11 protein-coding genes and 1 pseudogene are annotated in these 17871 nt (G+C 34.1%); 11 read left to right on the top strand and 1 reads right to left on the bottom strand.

Annotation, left to right across the window (positions count from 1 at the left end; genetic code table 11):
• Window positions 1-178 precede the first annotated feature (178 nt).
• The 11 genes and pseudogenes from E0F91_RS13780 (at window position 179) to E0F91_RS13730 (ending at window position 14915) form a co-directional block, all read left to right on the top strand.
• The gene (locus E0F91_RS13780; RefSeq protein WP_132067036.1) at window positions 179-2572 is read left to right on the top strand and encodes a DUF5916 domain-containing protein; all 2394 of its coding nucleotides are present in this window, start codon (window positions 179-181) and stop codon (window positions 2570-2572) included.
• Between the two features lie 133 nt (window positions 2573-2705).
• Complete coding sequence (locus E0F91_RS13775) at window positions 2706-5123, top strand: DUF5916 domain-containing protein (RefSeq protein WP_132067035.1); 2418 nt, start codon at window positions 2706-2708, stop codon at window positions 5121-5123.
• 141 nt (window positions 5124-5264) lie between these two features.
• The gene (gene gpmI, locus E0F91_RS13770) at window positions 5265-6782 is read left to right on the top strand and encodes a 2,3-bisphosphoglycerate-independent phosphoglycerate mutase (protein ID WP_132067034.1); all 1518 of its coding nucleotides are present in this window, start codon (window positions 5265-5267) and stop codon (window positions 6780-6782) included.
• A 138-nt stretch (window positions 6783-6920) separates the two neighbouring features.
• Window positions 6921-7553, top strand: coding sequence for a leucine-rich repeat domain-containing protein (locus tag E0F91_RS13765; protein ID WP_132067033.1), 633 nt, complete (start codon window positions 6921-6923; stop codon window positions 7551-7553).
• A 99-nt stretch (window positions 7554-7652) separates the two neighbouring features.
• Window positions 7653-8324 carry a TetR/AcrR family transcriptional regulator gene (locus E0F91_RS13760; protein WP_132067032.1) on the top strand — a complete coding sequence of 224 codons (672 nt, stop codon included), beginning with the start codon at window positions 7653-7655 and terminating at the stop codon, window positions 8322-8324.
• A 6-nt stretch (window positions 8325-8330) separates the two neighbouring features.
• Window positions 8331-9998, top strand: coding sequence for a peptidase domain-containing ABC transporter (locus tag E0F91_RS13755; protein ID WP_132067031.1), 1668 nt, complete (start codon window positions 8331-8333; stop codon window positions 9996-9998).
• Between the two features lie 2 nt (window positions 9999-10000).
• Window positions 10001-11347: an HlyD family secretion protein gene (locus E0F91_RS13750; RefSeq protein WP_132067030.1), complete on the top strand. Its 1347-nt coding sequence runs from the start codon at window positions 10001-10003 to the stop codon at window positions 11345-11347.
• Window positions 11347-12735: a TolC family protein gene (locus E0F91_RS13745; protein WP_132067029.1), complete on the top strand. Its 1389-nt coding sequence runs from the start codon at window positions 11347-11349 to the stop codon at window positions 12733-12735. The genes E0F91_RS13750 and E0F91_RS13745 overlap by 1 nt, the downstream gene beginning before the upstream one ends.
• Before the next feature lie 44 nt (window positions 12736-12779).
• On the top strand, window positions 12780-13598 hold the full coding sequence (gene map, locus E0F91_RS13740) for a type I methionyl aminopeptidase (protein WP_132067028.1): 819 nt from the start codon (window positions 12780-12782) through the stop codon (window positions 13596-13598).
• 86 nt (window positions 13599-13684) lie between these two features.
• Window positions 13685-14103, top strand: a pseudogene (locus E0F91_RS13735) (GxxExxY protein).
• 47 nt (window positions 14104-14150) lie between these two features.
• Window positions 14151-14915: a class I SAM-dependent methyltransferase gene (locus tag E0F91_RS13730; RefSeq protein WP_132067027.1), complete on the top strand. Its 765-nt coding sequence runs from the start codon at window positions 14151-14153 to the stop codon at window positions 14913-14915.
• A gap of 78 nt (window positions 14916-14993) precedes the next feature.
• On the opposite strand, the gene E0F91_RS13725 is transcribed toward E0F91_RS13730, so the two are convergent.
• Window positions 14994-17804, bottom strand: coding sequence for a M16 family metallopeptidase (locus E0F91_RS13725; RefSeq protein WP_132067026.1), 2811 nt, complete (start codon window positions 17802-17804; stop codon window positions 14994-14996).
• Between the last annotated feature and the right edge of the window lie 67 nt (window positions 17805-17871).

Raw genomic sequence — 17871 nt, 5'->3', positions numbered from 1 at the left:
TTAAGTTATAGATTGATTCGGGATGCAAACGTACATTAAAATTTATCAAACTTAGTGCCTTTAACAAAAGTTTAGTCTTGTAATAACGAAAATAGGCATTATTTATTGAGTGATTAATCCTAAAAAAGGCAATTTCTATGTTAATTTTTCTATTTTTGTTCATACACAAGCCCAAATTATGTCAAAATTATATTTTTTTACTGTTATTCTTTTACTATTCTTCAGTTTTGAAAATTACAGCCAAAAAAAGACACTGCAAGCTAAATCCATCACCGAAAACATAACAATCGACGGAAAATTGAATGAGAGGATTTGGGAATCAGCCGATATCGCATCAGATTTCATCATGTTTGAGCCGGATAATGGCAAACCGATTAGTACCGATAAAAAAACAGAGGTAAAAGTATTGTATGACAACGACGCCATCTACATATCGGCCTTACTGTACGATAATGAACCCAATAAAATCCAGAGAGAGTTAACAAATAGAGATGTATTTGGTGTTTCCGACCATTTCTCTGTTTACATTAATGGATTTAATGATGGTCAGCAAGATTTCCGTTTTTTTGTCAGTGCTGCAGGCGTCCAAATGGACTGTTTAGCCACAGAAGATTACGAAGATTTTACTTGGGATGCCATCTGGGACAGCGAAGTAACGATTACTGAATTTGGTTGGGCCGTTGAAATGAAGATTCCTTATGCCGCTTTACGATTTTCAAAAGCCGATAAACAAACTTGGGGATTGAACTTCATGCGCGAAATCAAGCGGGATGTGCAAAAATACACTTGGAATCGTATTGATACTAAAATTGGAGCCATAATACCACAAGCTGGAATCCTAGAAGGAATTGAAAGCATAAAAACACCCACCCGACTTTTCCTTATTCCATATACTTCAGCGTACTACCAAGAAAGTGACATTGGCTCTGACAGGACTTTCAAAGCGGGATTAGATCTAAAATACGGCATCAACGACTCCTTTACATTAGATGCAATTTTAGTCCCTGATTTTGGACAGACAAAATTTGATAATGCTATTTTAAACCTACTGCCTTTTGAACAAAGATTTGAAGAAAACAGACCTTTTTTTACGGAGGGAACGGATTTATTTAGCAAAGGTAATTTGTTATATTCCCGAAGAATTGGGGGCGCTCCTAGCACAGAGCCAACCATTACCGAGCAGGAAGAAATTACGAACTATCCCAGCACAGTCAATCTAATCAATGCCATAAAAATATCAGGGCGAACTGAAAAAGGGTTAGGAATTGGATTTTTGAATGCCGTTACCGAAAAAACAAAGGCTACAATTTTGAATACTGAAAATAACGAAGTCCGAAAGGAAGTGATTGAACCATTAACGAATTATAATATGTTTGTTCTAGACCAACGATTCAATCAAAACTCCTCTATTACCTTCGTCAATGCCAACACTACTCGAAACGGCGAATTTAGGGATGCAAATGTTTCAGCATTATTATTTGATTTAAACACTAAAGCGAATACTTACAACCTATACGGGGATTTTAAATACAATTCTATCCATACTGTTGAAGATTACGATGGATTCAAAACAGAAATTGGATTTGAAAAAACAAGTGGTAAATATCGGTATGGATTTTCCGGGAAATATGTTTCTGAAAACTATGATGTTAATGATTTAGGGATCAATTTTTATTCCAATTATCACAATGGGTATGCACATGGAAGCTATAGAATAGTGAATCCGACCAAAGTTTTCAATACGTTCAGGATAAACGAATACGTAAATTTTGAAGTAGACAACACGTCTAAAAAATTACAAACCGGTGCTTTTGGTACTGAAATAAAAGCAACAACGTTAGACAATGACACTTTGGAATTATTACTCGAATTTTCACCTTTGGAAACATTCGATTTTTACGAACCGCGTGAATATGGAAAATATGTATTTGTTCCAGAAAAAATTATTACCATACTCAATTTTACTTCTAATGACAATCATCCTTTTACAATAATTGTACAACCTGCGTTCACAAAATACAATGAGAAAGGCAGAAATAGTTATGGTTTTTATCTCGGCCCAAAATACCGTTTCAACGACAAATTTTCTTTGGCCTACGCAGTGGAATACACAAAAATGAATAATGATCGCGGTTGGGTTGACTTTGACAGTTCTGGAATTGTATTTGCAGAACGCAATCGTGAAATCCTTCAAAATGATCTTATTGGAAAATATTCTTTGAACAACAAAATGACTATCAATTTAACGGCTCGATACTATTGGTCGTATTCTAAAAATCACGAGTTTTTCACGCTTCAAAACAGTGGTTATTTAACTCCAAATACCAGTTACACCTTAAATAAAGACCGAAATTTTAATTCATGGAATTTCGATTTGTCCTATTCTTGGTGGTTTGCTCCTGGAAGCGAAATCTCCATTTTATATCGTAGTTATGGATTAGAAAGAGCTAATGTAGTCGAAAAAGATTTATCAAAAAATATCAAAAACATCTTTAATAGCGACCTTACCAATGTGTTTTCTATTAGCATTCGCTATTTTATTGACTACAATTCTGTTAAGAACAAATTTTAAATTTTTTAAATTAAACTGTAACATTCCCTTAAAAAAGAAGTCTATTAAGGCAACCTATGGAGTGAAATGGCGTTTGCTGCCTTGAAGCTATTTTGGTTTTTAAATTTAGCATCAATCATCAATCAAACGTTTCATGAAGAACCAATTCCTATTTTGTTTTCTCTTATTATCCTTTGTTGGCTTCAGCCAAAAAAAAGTATTACAAACAAAATTCATTTCGGAAAAAATCGAAATTGATGGAAAACTAGAAGAACCAATCTGGCAATCAGCTGCGGTAGCCTCTGATTTTATCATGTTTGAGCCTGATAATGGCAAACCAATTCCCGAAAATAAGAAAACTGAAATTAGAGTATTGTATGATAATGATGCTATTTATATTGGTGCAATACTTTACGATGAAAGTCCTGAAAAAATTTTGAAAGAAATCACTCAAAGAGATAATTTTGGAACATCTGATCTTTTTGGTGTTTTTATTAATGGTTTTAATGATGGACAGCAAGATTTTCAATTTTTTGTAAATGCTGCCGATGGTCAGGCCGATTGTATCACAACAGATACGAATGGCGAAGATTATTCCTGGGATGCTGTTTGGAACAGTAAAGCGGTAATTACTGATAAAGGTTGGGTTGTGGAAATGCGTATTCCTTATGCTGCATTGCGTTTTTCAGCAGAAAACAAACAAACTTGGGGCCTTAATTTTTTTAGAGAAATAAGACGAGACCGTTTTAAATACACGTGGAATTTCATTGATTCAAAACTGGGGACTTTTACACAACAAACCGGTGTTTTAGAAGGAATTGAAAATATAAAACCCCCTACTAGACTCTTTCTGTTGCCTTATTCTTCTTTTTACGTCAATGCAAATGCCGCACAAAAAACGTACGGAACACTTAAAGGCGGTTTGGATTTAAAATATGGAATAAACGACGCTTTTACGCTAGATATGATTCTTATTCCTGATTTTGGCCAAACGAAGTACGATGATCAAATCCTGAACTTAGGGCCATTTGAACAACAATTTAACGAAAATAGACCCTTTTTCACCGAGGGAACAGACTTGTTTAGCAAAGGAAATTTAGTTTACTCGAGACGAATTGGTGGAAACCCAATCAATTATCCAAGCCCTCAAGCGAATGAAGAAATTATTGACAATCCTGCAAGTGTCAATCTTATCAATGCTTTAAAAGTATCAGGAAGGACTAAAAACGGATTAGGAGTTGGGATTTTAAATGCGGTCACTGAAAAAACTTTTGCAACCATTTTCGATAACGGTACACAACAAACGAGAAAAGAAGTAGTAGAACCGCTCGCAAATTACAACGTATTGGTTTTAGACCAACGCTTTCGCAAAAATTCCTCCATCGCGTTTGTAAATACTAATGTGACTCGAAATGGAAGTTTTCGGGATGGAAATGTGTCTGCGTTAGTTTGGGATTTGAACACCAAGAAAAACACGTACAATCTTGCTGGTGATTTCAAATACAGTTATGTCAATAGTATTGAAGCAAAAAAAGGGATTAATTCCCAATTGAACTTCTCAGAAACCAGCGGTAAATTCCGATATGGAGTTGGTGCTGATATTACTACTAAGGATTATGACAATAATGATTTGGGAATTAACTTCGAAACCAATTATTACAGTATTTATGGCAATACTAGTTATAGAATTTTGAATCCAACGAAGTATTTCAACTCTTTTAATGCTAGAATAAATACCTACTCTCAATTTCAAAAAGAAACGGGTAAAATTCAATCCAATAATATTAATATTCAGATTAACTCAAATGATAAAAAAAATCATTATTTCGGATTAGGAATGGACGCCAACCCCATAGAAACCTATGATTATTACGAACCAAGAGCAACGAATCGATTTGTTATCAGACCCACGAAAATTGGCGGATTTATTTATATTTCTACTAATTACAACAATCCTTTTGCGATTGATTTTAATCCTTCCTATGCCGTTTTTGATGAGGTCGGTCGAAATTCTTATGGTTTTTCCATTGGTCCACGGTACCGATTTACCGACAAATTATCCCTAAATTACAACTTCAATTTTTTTAGACAAAACAATAATAAAGGATACATTGACAGCATTAATGACGACATGAATGCAGCTACGCCAAACACAATCGTCTTTGCGAATAGAAATGTAATTACGTATTCCAATACCCTTTCTGGAAAGTACGCATTAAATAGCCAAATGACCTTTAACATTGCCCTACGTCATTACTGGTCCTACGCCGAAAATAAAAATGCTTTATCTTTAGAACAAAACGGAAGATTAACGGATTTTAGCGGATATACAACAAATAAAAACTCGAGTTTTTATTCTTGGAATGCAGATTTATCCTATACATGGTGGTTTGCACCAGGGAGTCAAGTATCCGTTTTGTACCGAAATAATGCGGGTGCCTTTGAACGTAATATCAACAAGGAATTTACTAGTAATGTCGCGAACCTCCTTACTAATGATGCATTGAGTCACATTTTCTCCATAAGTGTGCGGTATTTCATCGATTACAATGAGGTTAAAAATAAATTCTAAATGCATTAATTTTAAAAAAGAGAACCATCCACAACCAAATCATCATTATTTGTTATTGTTCACCTTCAAATCTATAATAGTGATTTCCATTCCTTAGAACATTTTTAGAAATGCTTTATCTTTGCTTAAAATAAATTTGCAATGAATAAAAAAGTAATTCTTATGATTTTGGACGGTTGGGGTAAGTCTCCTGACCCAAAGGTTTCTGCTATCGATAATGCTAATGTACCTTTTATTAACAGTTTATATAGAAATTATCCTAGTGCTCAACTTCGAACGGACGGCTTAAATGTTGGACTTCCTGAGGGACAAATGGGGAATAGTGAAGTGGGCCACATGAATCTTGGTGCGGGACGAATCGTATACCAAGATTTAGCCAAAATTAATCTTGCTGTTGCACACGATACTTTGTCAAAAGAGCAAGTTTTAGTTGATGCCTTCACATATGCCAAAATAAACAACAAAAAAGTTCACTTTTTAGGGCTAGTATCTGATGGCGGTGTACACTCTCACACGTCTCATTTGAGAGGTTTGATTGACGCTACACAACAACACGGCTTACAAAAAGTGTTCGTTCACGCCTTCACTGATGGTCGCGACGTAGATCCAAAATCCGGTAAACATTACATTCAAGATCTACAAGATTATATAGCTACCACTACAGTAAAACTGGCTTCGGTAATAGGACGCTATTATGCAATGGATCGAGACAGACGTTGGGAAAGAGTAAAACTAGCTTACGATTTATTGGTAAACGGAATTGGAACCCATTCAACGAATGCAGTGGCTAGTATTGAGGAAAGTTATGAAGTCAATGTAACCGATGAATTTGTACATCCAACAGTTGTGGTGGATGAATATGACCAACCACTAGCCACAATTGAAGAAGATGACGTGGTAATTTTCTTTAATTTCAGAACAGACAGAGGAAGAGAATTAACCGAAGTATTGACGCAAATAGATTGTCATGAGCAAAACATGCACAAACTCAATTTATATTACGTGACGTTGACCAACTATGACGAAACGTACCAAAACGTAAAGGTCGTTTACAACAAAGACAACATAACAGAAACACTTGGAGAGGTATTAGAAAAAGCGCACAAAAAGCAAATTCGTATTGCCGAAACAGAAAAATATCCACACGTTACTTTCTTCTTTTCTGGAGGAAGAGAGCAGCCCTTTATTGGCGAAAGCCGCATTCTAAAAAACTCTCCAAAGGTGGCCACTTATGATTTACAACCGGAAATGAGTGCCTTTGAATTGACTGATGCACTTATTCCCGAACTCTATAAAGGGGAAGCTGATTTTGTTTGTCTTAATTTTGCAAATGGTGATATGGTAGGACATACCGGAATTATGAGTGCTGCAATACAAGCCTGTGAAGCGGTTGATAAATGCGTCGAAAAAGTGATTACAGCTGCGCTTGCAAACAATTATACAACTATCGTTATTGCTGATCATGGAAATTGTGAAACAATGATAAATCCTGATGGAAGTCCAAATACAGCACATACAACAAATCCAGTTCCAATCATTATGGTAGACAAAGAAATCAGAACCATTCATGATGGCGTTCTGGGTGATATTGCTCCAACCATCTTAGAGTTAATGGGAGTAGAAAAACCGGAAGTTATGACCTGTCATTCGCTACTTTAAACAAAATAGATATTAGAAAATTATAAGCCATTCCAAGTTGAGTGGCTTTTTCTATAAATAAAAGTTAAAATTTCATTATCAATAGTATTGCTATTAATTTTGCTATTAATTTTGACAGAAATATAAAAAATACAGAAAATGAAAAAGAACTTAATTTTGGCGTTTTTACTTGTCGTTACAAATGTCTTGTCTGGTCAGATTAAGTTTGATCGCAATAAAGAATATAATAATCTTGAAGAGGCCTTAAAAAATCCTGAAATGATTTTTAAACTCAACTTAAGCAATCAGACCCTAAAACTAAATGATATTGATTGGTCAAAGTTTATTAACCTCGAATATCTTAATCTTAAAAACGATCATTTAAAAGAGATCCCAACCGGAATTACAAGACTAAAATCATTAAAAATAATTGATTTGAGCGGAAATGATTTCAGCAAATTACCAAGTGAGTTTTCAAATTTGACTACTTTAGAGGAAATCTTTTTAAATGATGAAAAAAACATGAACCTACCTAAGACACTAAATATCTTAGCTAAATTACCCAATTTAAAATCGTTGCACTTAGAAAACGACCACTTAAAATCACTTCCAAGTGAAATTTTAGCTTTTAAAAACCTAGAATATTTATACTTGAACAATAATGACTTTAAAACGATACCTGTACTAAAACCATTAGACCACTTAAAGTATCTAGATTTAAAGGATAACAAAATAAAACCAGAACTTCAAGATATGAAAAATTTAAATTTTGGCTTAAAAATTAATTTATAATTAATAAACACCAAAAGAATATTTTAATTTTAATTGTAGTTGACTTTACAGCACATTAATAGGGTTTCGATCTTAAATAATCTTACTAAAATCATTAAAATGAACTCTATTTTATCAAATATTATAATTACTGTCAACGACAAACTATATGTGAAGAATCCTGAAACCTCACCTTTAGGTAAGAAAATAATTGAACATAGCATTTTAATGATTGACCAAATCGGTTTTGAAAGTTTTACTTTCAAAAAATTAGGTGAATGCATCGGTTCCAACGAAAGTTCAATTTATAGGTATTTTGAAAGTAAACATAAATTAATGCTATATTTATCCTCTTGGTATTGGGGTTGGATAGAATACAGGCTAGTTTTTGCCACAAATAATCTATCCATTCCATTAGAAAAATTAAAAAAAGCAATTACCATTGTAACAGAGAAAATAGAAGATGATTCCTCTACAGCTCACATAAATGAAGGTATTTTAAATAGAATTATAATTTCAGAGTTTACCAAAACAATTTTAACTAAGGAAGTTGATGAAGAAAATAAAGAAGGTGTTTTCCTTGTTTATAAAAGTGTAATAAATAGAATTACTGATATGATAGTAGCAGTAAATCCTGATTATAAATTTGCCAAAAGTTTAGCTTCGTCCATCGTGGAAGGAGCATTGCATCAGCATTTTTTAAAGAATCATTTAAAAACAATAACCAATTGTAATGAAACTATTTCACCCACTGATTTCTACATTGATTTAGTTCAAAGAATTACAAAATAATATACAATGAAAAACACGCCATTACAGAGATTTTACAACTTACTCGCTTTAGACAGAAAAGATGTTTATCAAATATTTTTCTATGCCATTTTTGCAGGATTAATCAGCCTATCGTTGCCACTAGGAATTCAAGCAATAACAAACTTGATCCAATCAGGAAGAGTTAGCGCTTCCTGGATCGTTTTAATTGTTTTGGTAGTCTTTGGCGTTGCATTAACTGGTGTTCTATCTCTCATGCAATTGCGAATTACAGAAAACTTGCAACAAAAAATATTTGTTCGCTCTTCATTTGAATTTGCAGCTCGTTTGCCAAAAATAAAAATGGAGGAGTTATATAATAGCTACCCTCCAGAATTAGCTAATCGTTTTTTTGATACGATGACCATTCAAAAAGGAACTTCAAAATTATTAATTGATTTCTCGGCAGCATTATTACAAATAGTTTTCGGTTTGATTCTATTGTCTTTGTACCACCCTTACTTTATAATGTTTGGCATTTTATTATTTTTCCTTTTGTATTTTATATTCAAATTCTCTTTTAAATCTGGGCTTGAAACTAGCTTAAAAGAATCTAAATTTAAATACAAAGTGGCTGGATGGTTGCAAGAAATGGCGCGAAACAATTTTAGTTTTAAAAATGACCTCAACTATAATTTTGGTTTGCAAAAAAACAACAATCTAGTGGCAGATTATTTAACTAATAGAGAAAAACATTTTGATGTAATCAAAAGACAATTCACACAATTGATTGTTTTTAAAATGATTATTACTGCGAGTTTATTAGCGATGGGTGGTTTCTTAGTATTGTCACAGCAAATGAATATTGGACAATTTGTGGCTGCAGAAATCATTATTTTAATGGTTATCAATTCGGTCGAAAAAATAATAGTTGGATTGGAAACATTCTACGACGTACTTACTTCGATTGAAAAAATAGGCCAAGTAACAGACCTAGAATTAGAAGAGGAAGCAGCATTTAAAGGGGATACGTGTTATGCCAATATTTCATTAGAAACAGAAAACCTCATCTTCAAATTTCCTGACTCTCCGGGATATATATTGAATAACTTAACATTAAAGATCCAGCAAGGAGAAAGAATCGCAATTGAGGGAGAAAACGGCTCTGGAAAAACAACACTTATTCGAATATTATCCGGTTTATTACAACCCACATCTGGTTCTTTTTTTATTAATGACGATACTTTTAAAAAAATAAATCTTAAACAATACCGATCACAAATTGGAAGTATTATTTACGGCGAAACACCATTTGAAGGAACATTATTAGATAACATAACTTTTAATGACAGTGCTGTAAATACTGAAAATCTAAAAGCAGTTCTTGACGGAGTTCAACTTTCGTCCTTTATTAAATCATTGCCAAAAGGTCTTGAGACTCATATTTTCCCGGAAGGAAAACAATTATCCTCTTCTAATGCTCAAAAAGTATTGTTAGCACGCAGTATACTTCACAATCCCAAAGTACTGTTTTACGAGGATCCAACCGATAAGATGGATGATAAAGTAGCGAATCAAATTATTGATTTCATCACTTCTGAAAAACACAAATGGACGATCATCGTTTCTTCAAAAAATCCGTATTGGAAAACCAAATGCAGTAGAAGAATAACTATGCAAAATGGGGCAATTCAACTTGATTTAAAAAATAATTAGCCATGCTAAACATATCCTATAACAAAACAAAACTGCATCCTCTTGACCGCTACGATACAGTTAAAAACCTTACTAACAGACCTCATTACAAAATTTTAAATAAAATAATAGCAGGCGTATCCATTGTGGCTGTAGTGGGACTATTTCTGCCTTGGACACAAAATATTTCTGGAACTGGAAGCGTCACCACATTACAACCAGACCAAAGACCACAATCGATTCAAAGTGTGATTTCTGGTAGACTTGAAAAATGGTATGTACAAGAAGGAGATTTTGTCAAAAAAGGCGACACCATTGTATTTATCTCGGAAATAAAAGAGGATTATATGGATCCAAACTTAGTACAAAACACCAAAAGACAAATAGATGCCAAGAAGCAATCGTTGCAATCGTATGGGTCTAAGGTAAGTACTTTGACAGGGCAGATTCAAGCCATAGAAATGGAAAAAGTACTAAAATTAGAACAAGGACGAAACAAAATCAAACAATCATTTTTAAAAATTAAGAGTGATAGTATGGATTTAGTTGCTGTAAAGACACAGCTAAAAATAGCCAATACGCAGTACAATCGTTCCGTTGAGCTAAACAAAGAGGGGCTAAAACCGCTGACTGATATTGAAGAAAAAAGACTAAAATTACAAGAAGTTGAAGCGAAAATTATTACTCAGGAAAATAAATTTTTAACCAGCAAAAACGAATTAATAAATGCTAAAGTTGAAATAAACAGGATAAGTGCAGAGTATGCAGAAAAGGCTTCAAAAGCCAATAGCGATAAATTTACCGCGTTAAGCAGTCAATTTGATACGGATGCCCAAGTAAATAAACTCCAAAATCAATATGCAAATTATAGCATTAGAAATGGCATGTATTACATTAAAGCATCGCAAAATGGTTACGTTAATAGAGCTGTTCAATCCGGTATTGGAGAAACCATCAAAGAAGGCACACCTATAGCAACCATCATGCCTTCCGATTATGACATTGCTGTTGAAACTTTTGTGAATCCAATCGATTTACCTTTGTTAATCAAAGGAGAAAAAGTCAGAGTTTGGTTTGACGGCTGGCCTACCATCGTATTTTCAGGCTGGCCAAATATGTCTTATGGAACTTTTGGTGGTGAAATTGTTGCCATTGAAAATTTCATAAGTGAAAACGGTAAATACCGCGTATTAATAGCACCGGACAAAAATGAAGATCAATGGCCTAAACAACTAAGCATAGGAGCAGGTGCCCAAACTATTGCTTTACTAAACAACGTTCCTGTGTGGTTTGAATTATGGAGAACCTTAAACGGATTTCCACCAAATTATTACACACCCGCTAATAAAACTACAAAAGAAAAGAAATAATGAAACAAGTATTTTTATCGTTTTTATTCTTAGGATTTGTGGCAAATGGACAAAACATTCCCTCAGAAGAGTTTACATATAATGAATTTCTAGGTTATGTCAAAAAGTACCATCCTCTTGTAAAAACTGCTAACTTAGAAATCAATAAGGCACAAGCTAACTTGATGATGGCTAGGGGTGGTTTTGATCCAAAAATTGAAGTCGATTTCAGCAAAAAACAATTCAAAGACACTGAATATTATTCCATTTTGAACAGCAGTTTCAAAATCCCAACTTGGTATGGAATTGAGATTAAAGCGGGCTTTGACAACAACGAAGGCGTTTATCTTAATCCTGAAAATACAGTGCCCAATCAAGGATTAACCTCACTTGGAATTACAGTGCCACTTGGACAAGGATTATTTATTAACCAACGAATGGCCGATGTACGCAAAGCAAAAATGCAAATGCAACTGAGTCAAGCAGAACGAAAACTGCAGGCTATCGCCATATTGTATGATGCTTCATTAGCCTATTTTAATTGGAAAAAAAACTTTAATGAAGTACAGCTATATAAAGAATACAATACAAATGCGCTAATCAGATTTAAGGGAATACAGTCGTTAATCAAACAAGGAGATAAACCTGCCATCGATAGTGTTGAAGCTGGTATTATTGTCAAAAACAGAATACTGAACTTAGAGGATTCTGAACTTAAATTGTCTAAAGCCAAATTAGAGCTGTCTAATTTTCTTTGGTTAGAAAATAATATTCCTCTTGAATTATCCGATGAATTGATTCCTGAAATACAATTGGAATTTACAATACAAGAAAGTTTAAAAACGAATGATTTACTAAATTCTGATTTCTCAATTACCAACCATCCAAAAATCAATGCATTGCAAAGCAAAATTGACATGCTAAATGTGGAAAAGAAATTAAAAGCCAACATGCTTTTACCAAAAATTGATGTTGGATATTCTTATTTATCGGAGCCTAGTTATATTGACAATTATAAATTTCAGGATTATAAAATTGGATTGGATTTTTACTTTCCACTATTTCTCCGAAAAGAACGCGGAAGTTTGAAATTAGCGAAGTTTAAAGTACAGGAAACTGAATTTGCATTGGATCTAGAAAAGGTCCAATTGACCAATAAAATTAATGCCCAAAAAATAGAAATTGAATCGCTGTTAAAACAAAAAGAATTAATTAAAGGGTTGGTTCAAGACAATCTCACGATGTTAAATTCTGAAGAGCGTTTGTTTTCTTTTGGCGAAAGTTCCTTATTTTTAATCAATACGCGAGAGAATAATTTAGTGATTGCACGTCTTTCAAAAATAGCATTGGAAAACCGGTTTTATATTTCAAACTCAGAACTATTTAAAATAATGGCTAATCCGGATTAAATAATTTATAAAATTGTATTTTTGCAAACTGAAAATTCGAAATTATGATTATTGTAAAATCCCGTGAAGAAATAGAATTGATGCGCGAAAGTGCCTTAATCGTATCCAAAACTTTAGGAATGATTGCTTCTGAAATTAAAGAAGGAGTTACTACTTTATACCTTGACAAATTAGCCGAAACCTTCATTCGTGATCATGGCGCCGTACCGAGTTTCTTGGGGTTATACGGTTTTCCAAATTCGCTTTGCATGAGTCCAAACTCACAAGTAGTTCACGGAATTCCTAACAATAAACCCTTAGAAAGTGGCGATGTGATCTCTGTAGATTGTGGCGCTTTCAAAAACGGATACCATGGGGATCACGCCTATTCTTTCGAGATAGGTGAAGTAGCTCCTGAAACTAAAAAATTATTACAGATTACCAAAGAGTCCTTGTATGTTGGAATCCGCGAACTGAGGTTAGGAAACCGAGTTGAAGACGTAGGAAACGCCATTCAAAAATATACGGAAGCACACGGCTATGGTGTGGTTCGAGAACTAGTAGGTCATGGCGTAGGCCAAAAAATGCACGAAGATCCTGAAATGCCTAACTATGGTAAAAAAGGAAGAGGAAAACTTTTTGTTGAAGGAATGGTAGTAGCCATTGAACCGATGATTAACATGGGGACTAGAAACATCAAACAACACAAAGACGGCTGGACAATCACAACTGCTGACGGAAAACCATCCGCCCATTTTGAGCATGATGTTGCTATTATTGATGGAAAACCAGAGATTCTATCGACTTTTGCCTACGTGTATAAAGCATTAGGAATTGTGAGTAATGAAGAGGATGAGTTTAGAAAAGTACCGTTGGTAATCTAAGTTATTACACAAAGAATCGCAAAGGATACCCAGAGATTCGCAAAGGTTTTAAGTAAAGTTTTTTAGTATTTTTAGCATCGAAGAAAATGGAAAATAAAGATAATGACTTAAACGATGATTTAAATGCACTTTCTTATCAAGTAATTGGGTTAGCCATTGAAGTACATCGACAATTGGGTCCGGGTCTTTTAGAATCTGCTTACCAAACATGTCTTTTTATGAACTTCAAAATGCAGGCTTTAAAGTTGAAAAAGAAATAACACTTCCAATAAAATATAAGGAAATCAGACTTGACCAAGGGTATAGAATAGACTTACTTGTTGAGGACAAATTAGTAATCGAATTAAAAACAGTAGAAAGTTGTACTGCCGTACATTTCGCTCAAATACTAACGTATTTAAAACTTGGCAATTATCCTCTAGGATTATTAATAAATTACAATAGTACAATTTTAAAAAACAACATAAAAAGATTTATAAATACGCCTTCAGATTCCAAAAGATAAACTTAGCGAATCTTTGAGCCTTCTTTGTGAATCTCTGTGAAACAAATATGAAAAAACTTTTTAAATTAATACTCAATACTATTCCTCGTCCTTTATTAATCAGGCTGAGTTATGTAGCCCGTCCTATCATTGCCTTTACTTTAAAAGGAACAAAATTCACTGATCCTATTGACGGAAAAAGTTTCAAATCGATGTTGCCTTATGGCTATGAAACGCAACGTAATAACGTGCTTTCACCAAGTACACTTTCACTGGAAAGACACCGATTGCTTTGGTTGTATTTAAATGAAGAAACCGATTTTTTTACGGCTCCGAAAAAAGTCTTGCACTTTGCACCGGAACAAGCTTTTTATAAATTGTTTAGAAACCAGAAAAACCTAGACTACACCACAACCGATTTATTTTCGCCCTTAGCGGATGTAAAAGCAGACATTTGTAATTTGCCTTTTCAGGACAATCAATATGACGTTATTTTGTGTAATCACGTCTTAGAACACATTCCAGATGATACGAAAGCCATGCAGGAATTGTATCGCGTATTAAAACCGGGTGGAATGGCAATTTTGCAAATTCCTCAGGATCTAAAAAGAGCCGTAACATTTGCAGATGATTCTATTACAGACCAAAAAGAACGCGCTAAAATCTTTGGGCAATACGATCACGTACGTATTTATGGTCGCGATTATTTTGATAAGCTACGAAGCATTGGTTTTACAGTAATTGAAGAAGATTACACCAACAAAATCGCCCCTGAATTAGTAGAAAAATATTGTTTGGCAAAAGGAGAAATTATCCCGGTTTGTTTTAAGTAATTCAACCCAGAAATTTACAAAATAAAAAAACCTGCTAAAGTTAATTTTAGCAGGTTTTTAGTTTCATAATGAGTCGGTTTATTTTTTCTCCGGCATTAACATTCCAATTACTTTATCTTTAGTAAGATATTGTTTTGCAATATTTTGAATGTCCTTAGCAGTAACAGCATTGACCATTTCTTCAAATTTCAATACGTCTTCTGGACTGTTGCCATTGGTGTATGACCTTGTGAAATTAGACAGCCAATACCTGTTTTCTTTACTGTCTTTTCTGAAATCAGCTAATTCTCCTTCTTTAAATTTAGCTACATCTTTTTCATCTGGACCATTATCAATAATGTTCTGCAATTCTTTTAAAGCAGAAGCTGTCAATTTCTCCGCATTATCCGGTCCACACGGGAAACCAATAGTGAAACTATACATTGCATTTGGAATTTTACTCAAACTCCCTCTTGCAGAAACCCCATAAACACCACTTTCATTTTCGCGCAATTGTTCGATCAATTTTATGGTCAAAACTTCTCCTAATGCTTGCATGCTCATCGCATCTTTAGCGGAATATGTTGCATCACCATAATACATAATAGTGACAGTACTCTTAGGATCTGTTCCTTTATTAACTACTTTTTTTAGATCCCCTTTTAGCATTCTATATCCTAAATCTACTGCTTTTTCTTTTTTGTCTGTAGCAGGCAAAGAGGCTAAATACTTAACTGCATACCCTTCCAGCACTTTATCATCAATATTACCTACAAAGTAAAACTCAAAATCAGCCGCATTCGCAAAACGCTCTTTGTATTTCTTATAAGCTAATGCATAATCCGTTTCACCCCATGTTTTTTCATTAGGAATCAACCCGTTAAATCTTGGATTTTCTTTATTTAAATACGAATAAAACTCTTGCTGAAAATAAAATGAAGGAGTCGAAGCCATATTATTAAAGAAAGAAGCTTGTTTTTGTTTGTAACCATCAAAAGCAGTCACATCCATATTCAAATCCGTGAAATAAGCATGCGTCATTTGGAAAAGATATTCTAAATCCTTTGGAGTAGCATTTCCACGTAAACCTTCTGTTGTAGTTCCAATATATGGGTTTACGCGCGCTATTTTACCCGTCATAAATTTATTAATATCATTCAATTTTAGTCCTGAGAATCCGGCTTCTGATAAAGCGCCATTGGCAAATTGAACTTTTTTCATATCCTCATTAGAGTATAAATTAGTTCCTCCAAGACTCACTGCTTCAAAAAGAACTTCATCATTTTTGAAATCTGTATTCTTATACGTCACTTTCACACCATTAGATAATACTAGCGTCTTTGTACCAATTTTAGCATTGTTCTCACGGCTAACAATAGTACCGGGTTTTACTTCGTTTCGTATCAAACTTGTTGCAACGGCAGCATCTTCATAAGGCTTAAGATCCTCGGCATTTACTTTCAAAGCATCAAGAACTTGTTGTTCTGTCACTTTTTTCAAACCTTCTTTTTCAGGACCAGTAAGAATAATGACACGGTTGTCTTCTTTCACATAATCTTTAATTAAACTATTTACGTCCTTTAAAGTAATCAAAGGCATAACCTGTTTCATCGTTTGGTACGTCCATTCAATTCCAGGAACTGGTTCTTTTTCTAGAAAATTAGCTTGATACTCCCCTACAAAATTCACTGAATTTGTTTTCTCTCTATCGTTGTATGCTTTTTCTATAGAGGCAAGAAACTCTAATTTCGCACGTTCTAACTCGCCTTGCGTAAATCCAAACTTCTTGGCTCTTTCATTCTCTGTTACTAAAACTTTCAAGGCGCTTAGTTGTTTGTCCTCTTGAGACATTGCCACAGATTGATATCCTTTTTTATTTCTGGCAAAAGTGCCTCCGTAGTACGAATATCCATAAGTAAAAGGAGGTGTCGCTGAGTTTGTAAGTTCATCTAATCGCGTGTTCAATAGTGTCGAGAATAATCCCTCAACCAAAGAGTTTTTAAAATCTCCAACCGTTACCACTTGCTTTGGAGCTCCGTAATCTTTGTAAAGCAGTTGTACTTGCGCACTTGAAGCTTCTTTATCACTCTCGACAGCTACAAAAGTTTCTTTGTGATTGGGCACATCGTAAATCTTTCTCGGTTTTTCCTTAGCTGGATTTTTATAGGTTGAAAAGTGCGAAATAATTTTTTTCTCCATTTCGGCCACATCAATATCACCCACCACAATTACACTCATCAAATTAGGTCGGTACCAATCTTTGTAAAAATTAATTAGCGATTGGTGCTTGAACTTTTCTAGAACTTCTTTCTGACCAATTGGCAAACGCTCCGCATAATGAGAATCATGCATCATTTTAGAAATATAGCGTCCTTGCATTCTTTTTCCTGCTCCTAATCCCAATCTATATTCTTCTAAGACTACGCCTCTTTCTTTGTCAATTTCTTCTGGAGTCAAAACCGTATTGAACGCCCAGTCTTCTATAATTTGGAATCCTTTTTCTAATTTTTCAGGATCGTCTGATGGAATTGGTAAAAAATAAACTGTCTCATCAAAACTGGTATAGGCATTCAAATGTTGTCCAAACTTCACTCCTATACTTTGTAAATAATCAACCAACTGATTTTTTGGAAAACGCTTGGTTCCATTAAAACACATGTGCTCCATAAAGTGCGCTAATCCTTGTTGGTCATCGGCTTCAAGAATAGAACCAGCATTCACCACCAAACGAAGATCTACTTTATTCTCTGGTTTGGCATTTTTCTTGATGTAATACGTTAAACCGTTTTCAAGTTTGCCCGTTTTGACAGCAGGATCAAAAGGAATTGCCTTCGAATAATCCATTTGCTGCGCGAAAACAGCTAAAGGAAACAGCATTATTCCAAATACTAAATTGTTAATTTTTTTCATAAGGTTTGTTTGTTTGAAGTAAAAATAATACGATTACTCTTAATATCTAACAATATTATATTTTAAT

The organism is Flavobacterium sandaracinum, assembly GCF_004349135.1.
Taxonomy (GTDB): domain Bacteria; phylum Bacteroidota; class Bacteroidia; order Flavobacteriales; family Flavobacteriaceae; genus Flavobacterium; species Flavobacterium sandaracinum.
Note: the sequence above shows the minus strand (reverse complement) of the source record. Positions and strands in the feature narration are given on the sequence as shown.

Coding starts and splice junctions, on each gene's coding strand:
- E0F91_RS13780 (WP_132067036.1), top strand. CDS start 179: ATGTCAAAATTATATTTTTTTACTGTTATTCTTTTACTATTCTTCAGT.
- E0F91_RS13775 (WP_132067035.1), top strand. CDS start 2,706: ATGAAGAACCAATTCCTATTTTGTTTTCTCTTATTATCCTTTGTTGGC.
- gpmI (WP_132067034.1), top strand. CDS start 5,265: ATGAATAAAAAAGTAATTCTTATGATTTTGGACGGTTGGGGTAAGTCT.
- E0F91_RS13765 (WP_132067033.1), top strand. CDS start 6,921: ATGAAAAAGAACTTAATTTTGGCGTTTTTACTTGTCGTTACAAATGTC.
- E0F91_RS13760 (WP_132067032.1), top strand. CDS start 7,653: ATGAACTCTATTTTATCAAATATTATAATTACTGTCAACGACAAACTA.
- E0F91_RS13755 (WP_132067031.1), top strand. CDS start 8,331: ATGAAAAACACGCCATTACAGAGATTTTACAACTTACTCGCTTTAGAC.
- E0F91_RS13750 (WP_132067030.1), top strand. CDS start 10,001: ATGCTAAACATATCCTATAACAAAACAAAACTGCATCCTCTTGACCGC.
- E0F91_RS13745 (WP_132067029.1), top strand. CDS start 11,347: ATGAAACAAGTATTTTTATCGTTTTTATTCTTAGGATTTGTGGCAAAT.
- map (WP_132067028.1), top strand. CDS start 12,780: ATGATTATTGTAAAATCCCGTGAAGAAATAGAATTGATGCGCGAAAGT.
- E0F91_RS13730 (WP_132067027.1), top strand. CDS start 14,151: ATGAAAAAACTTTTTAAATTAATACTCAATACTATTCCTCGTCCTTTA.
- E0F91_RS13725 (WP_132067026.1), bottom strand. CDS start 17,804: ATGAAAAAAATTAACAATTTAGTATTTGGAATAATGCTGTTTCCTTTA.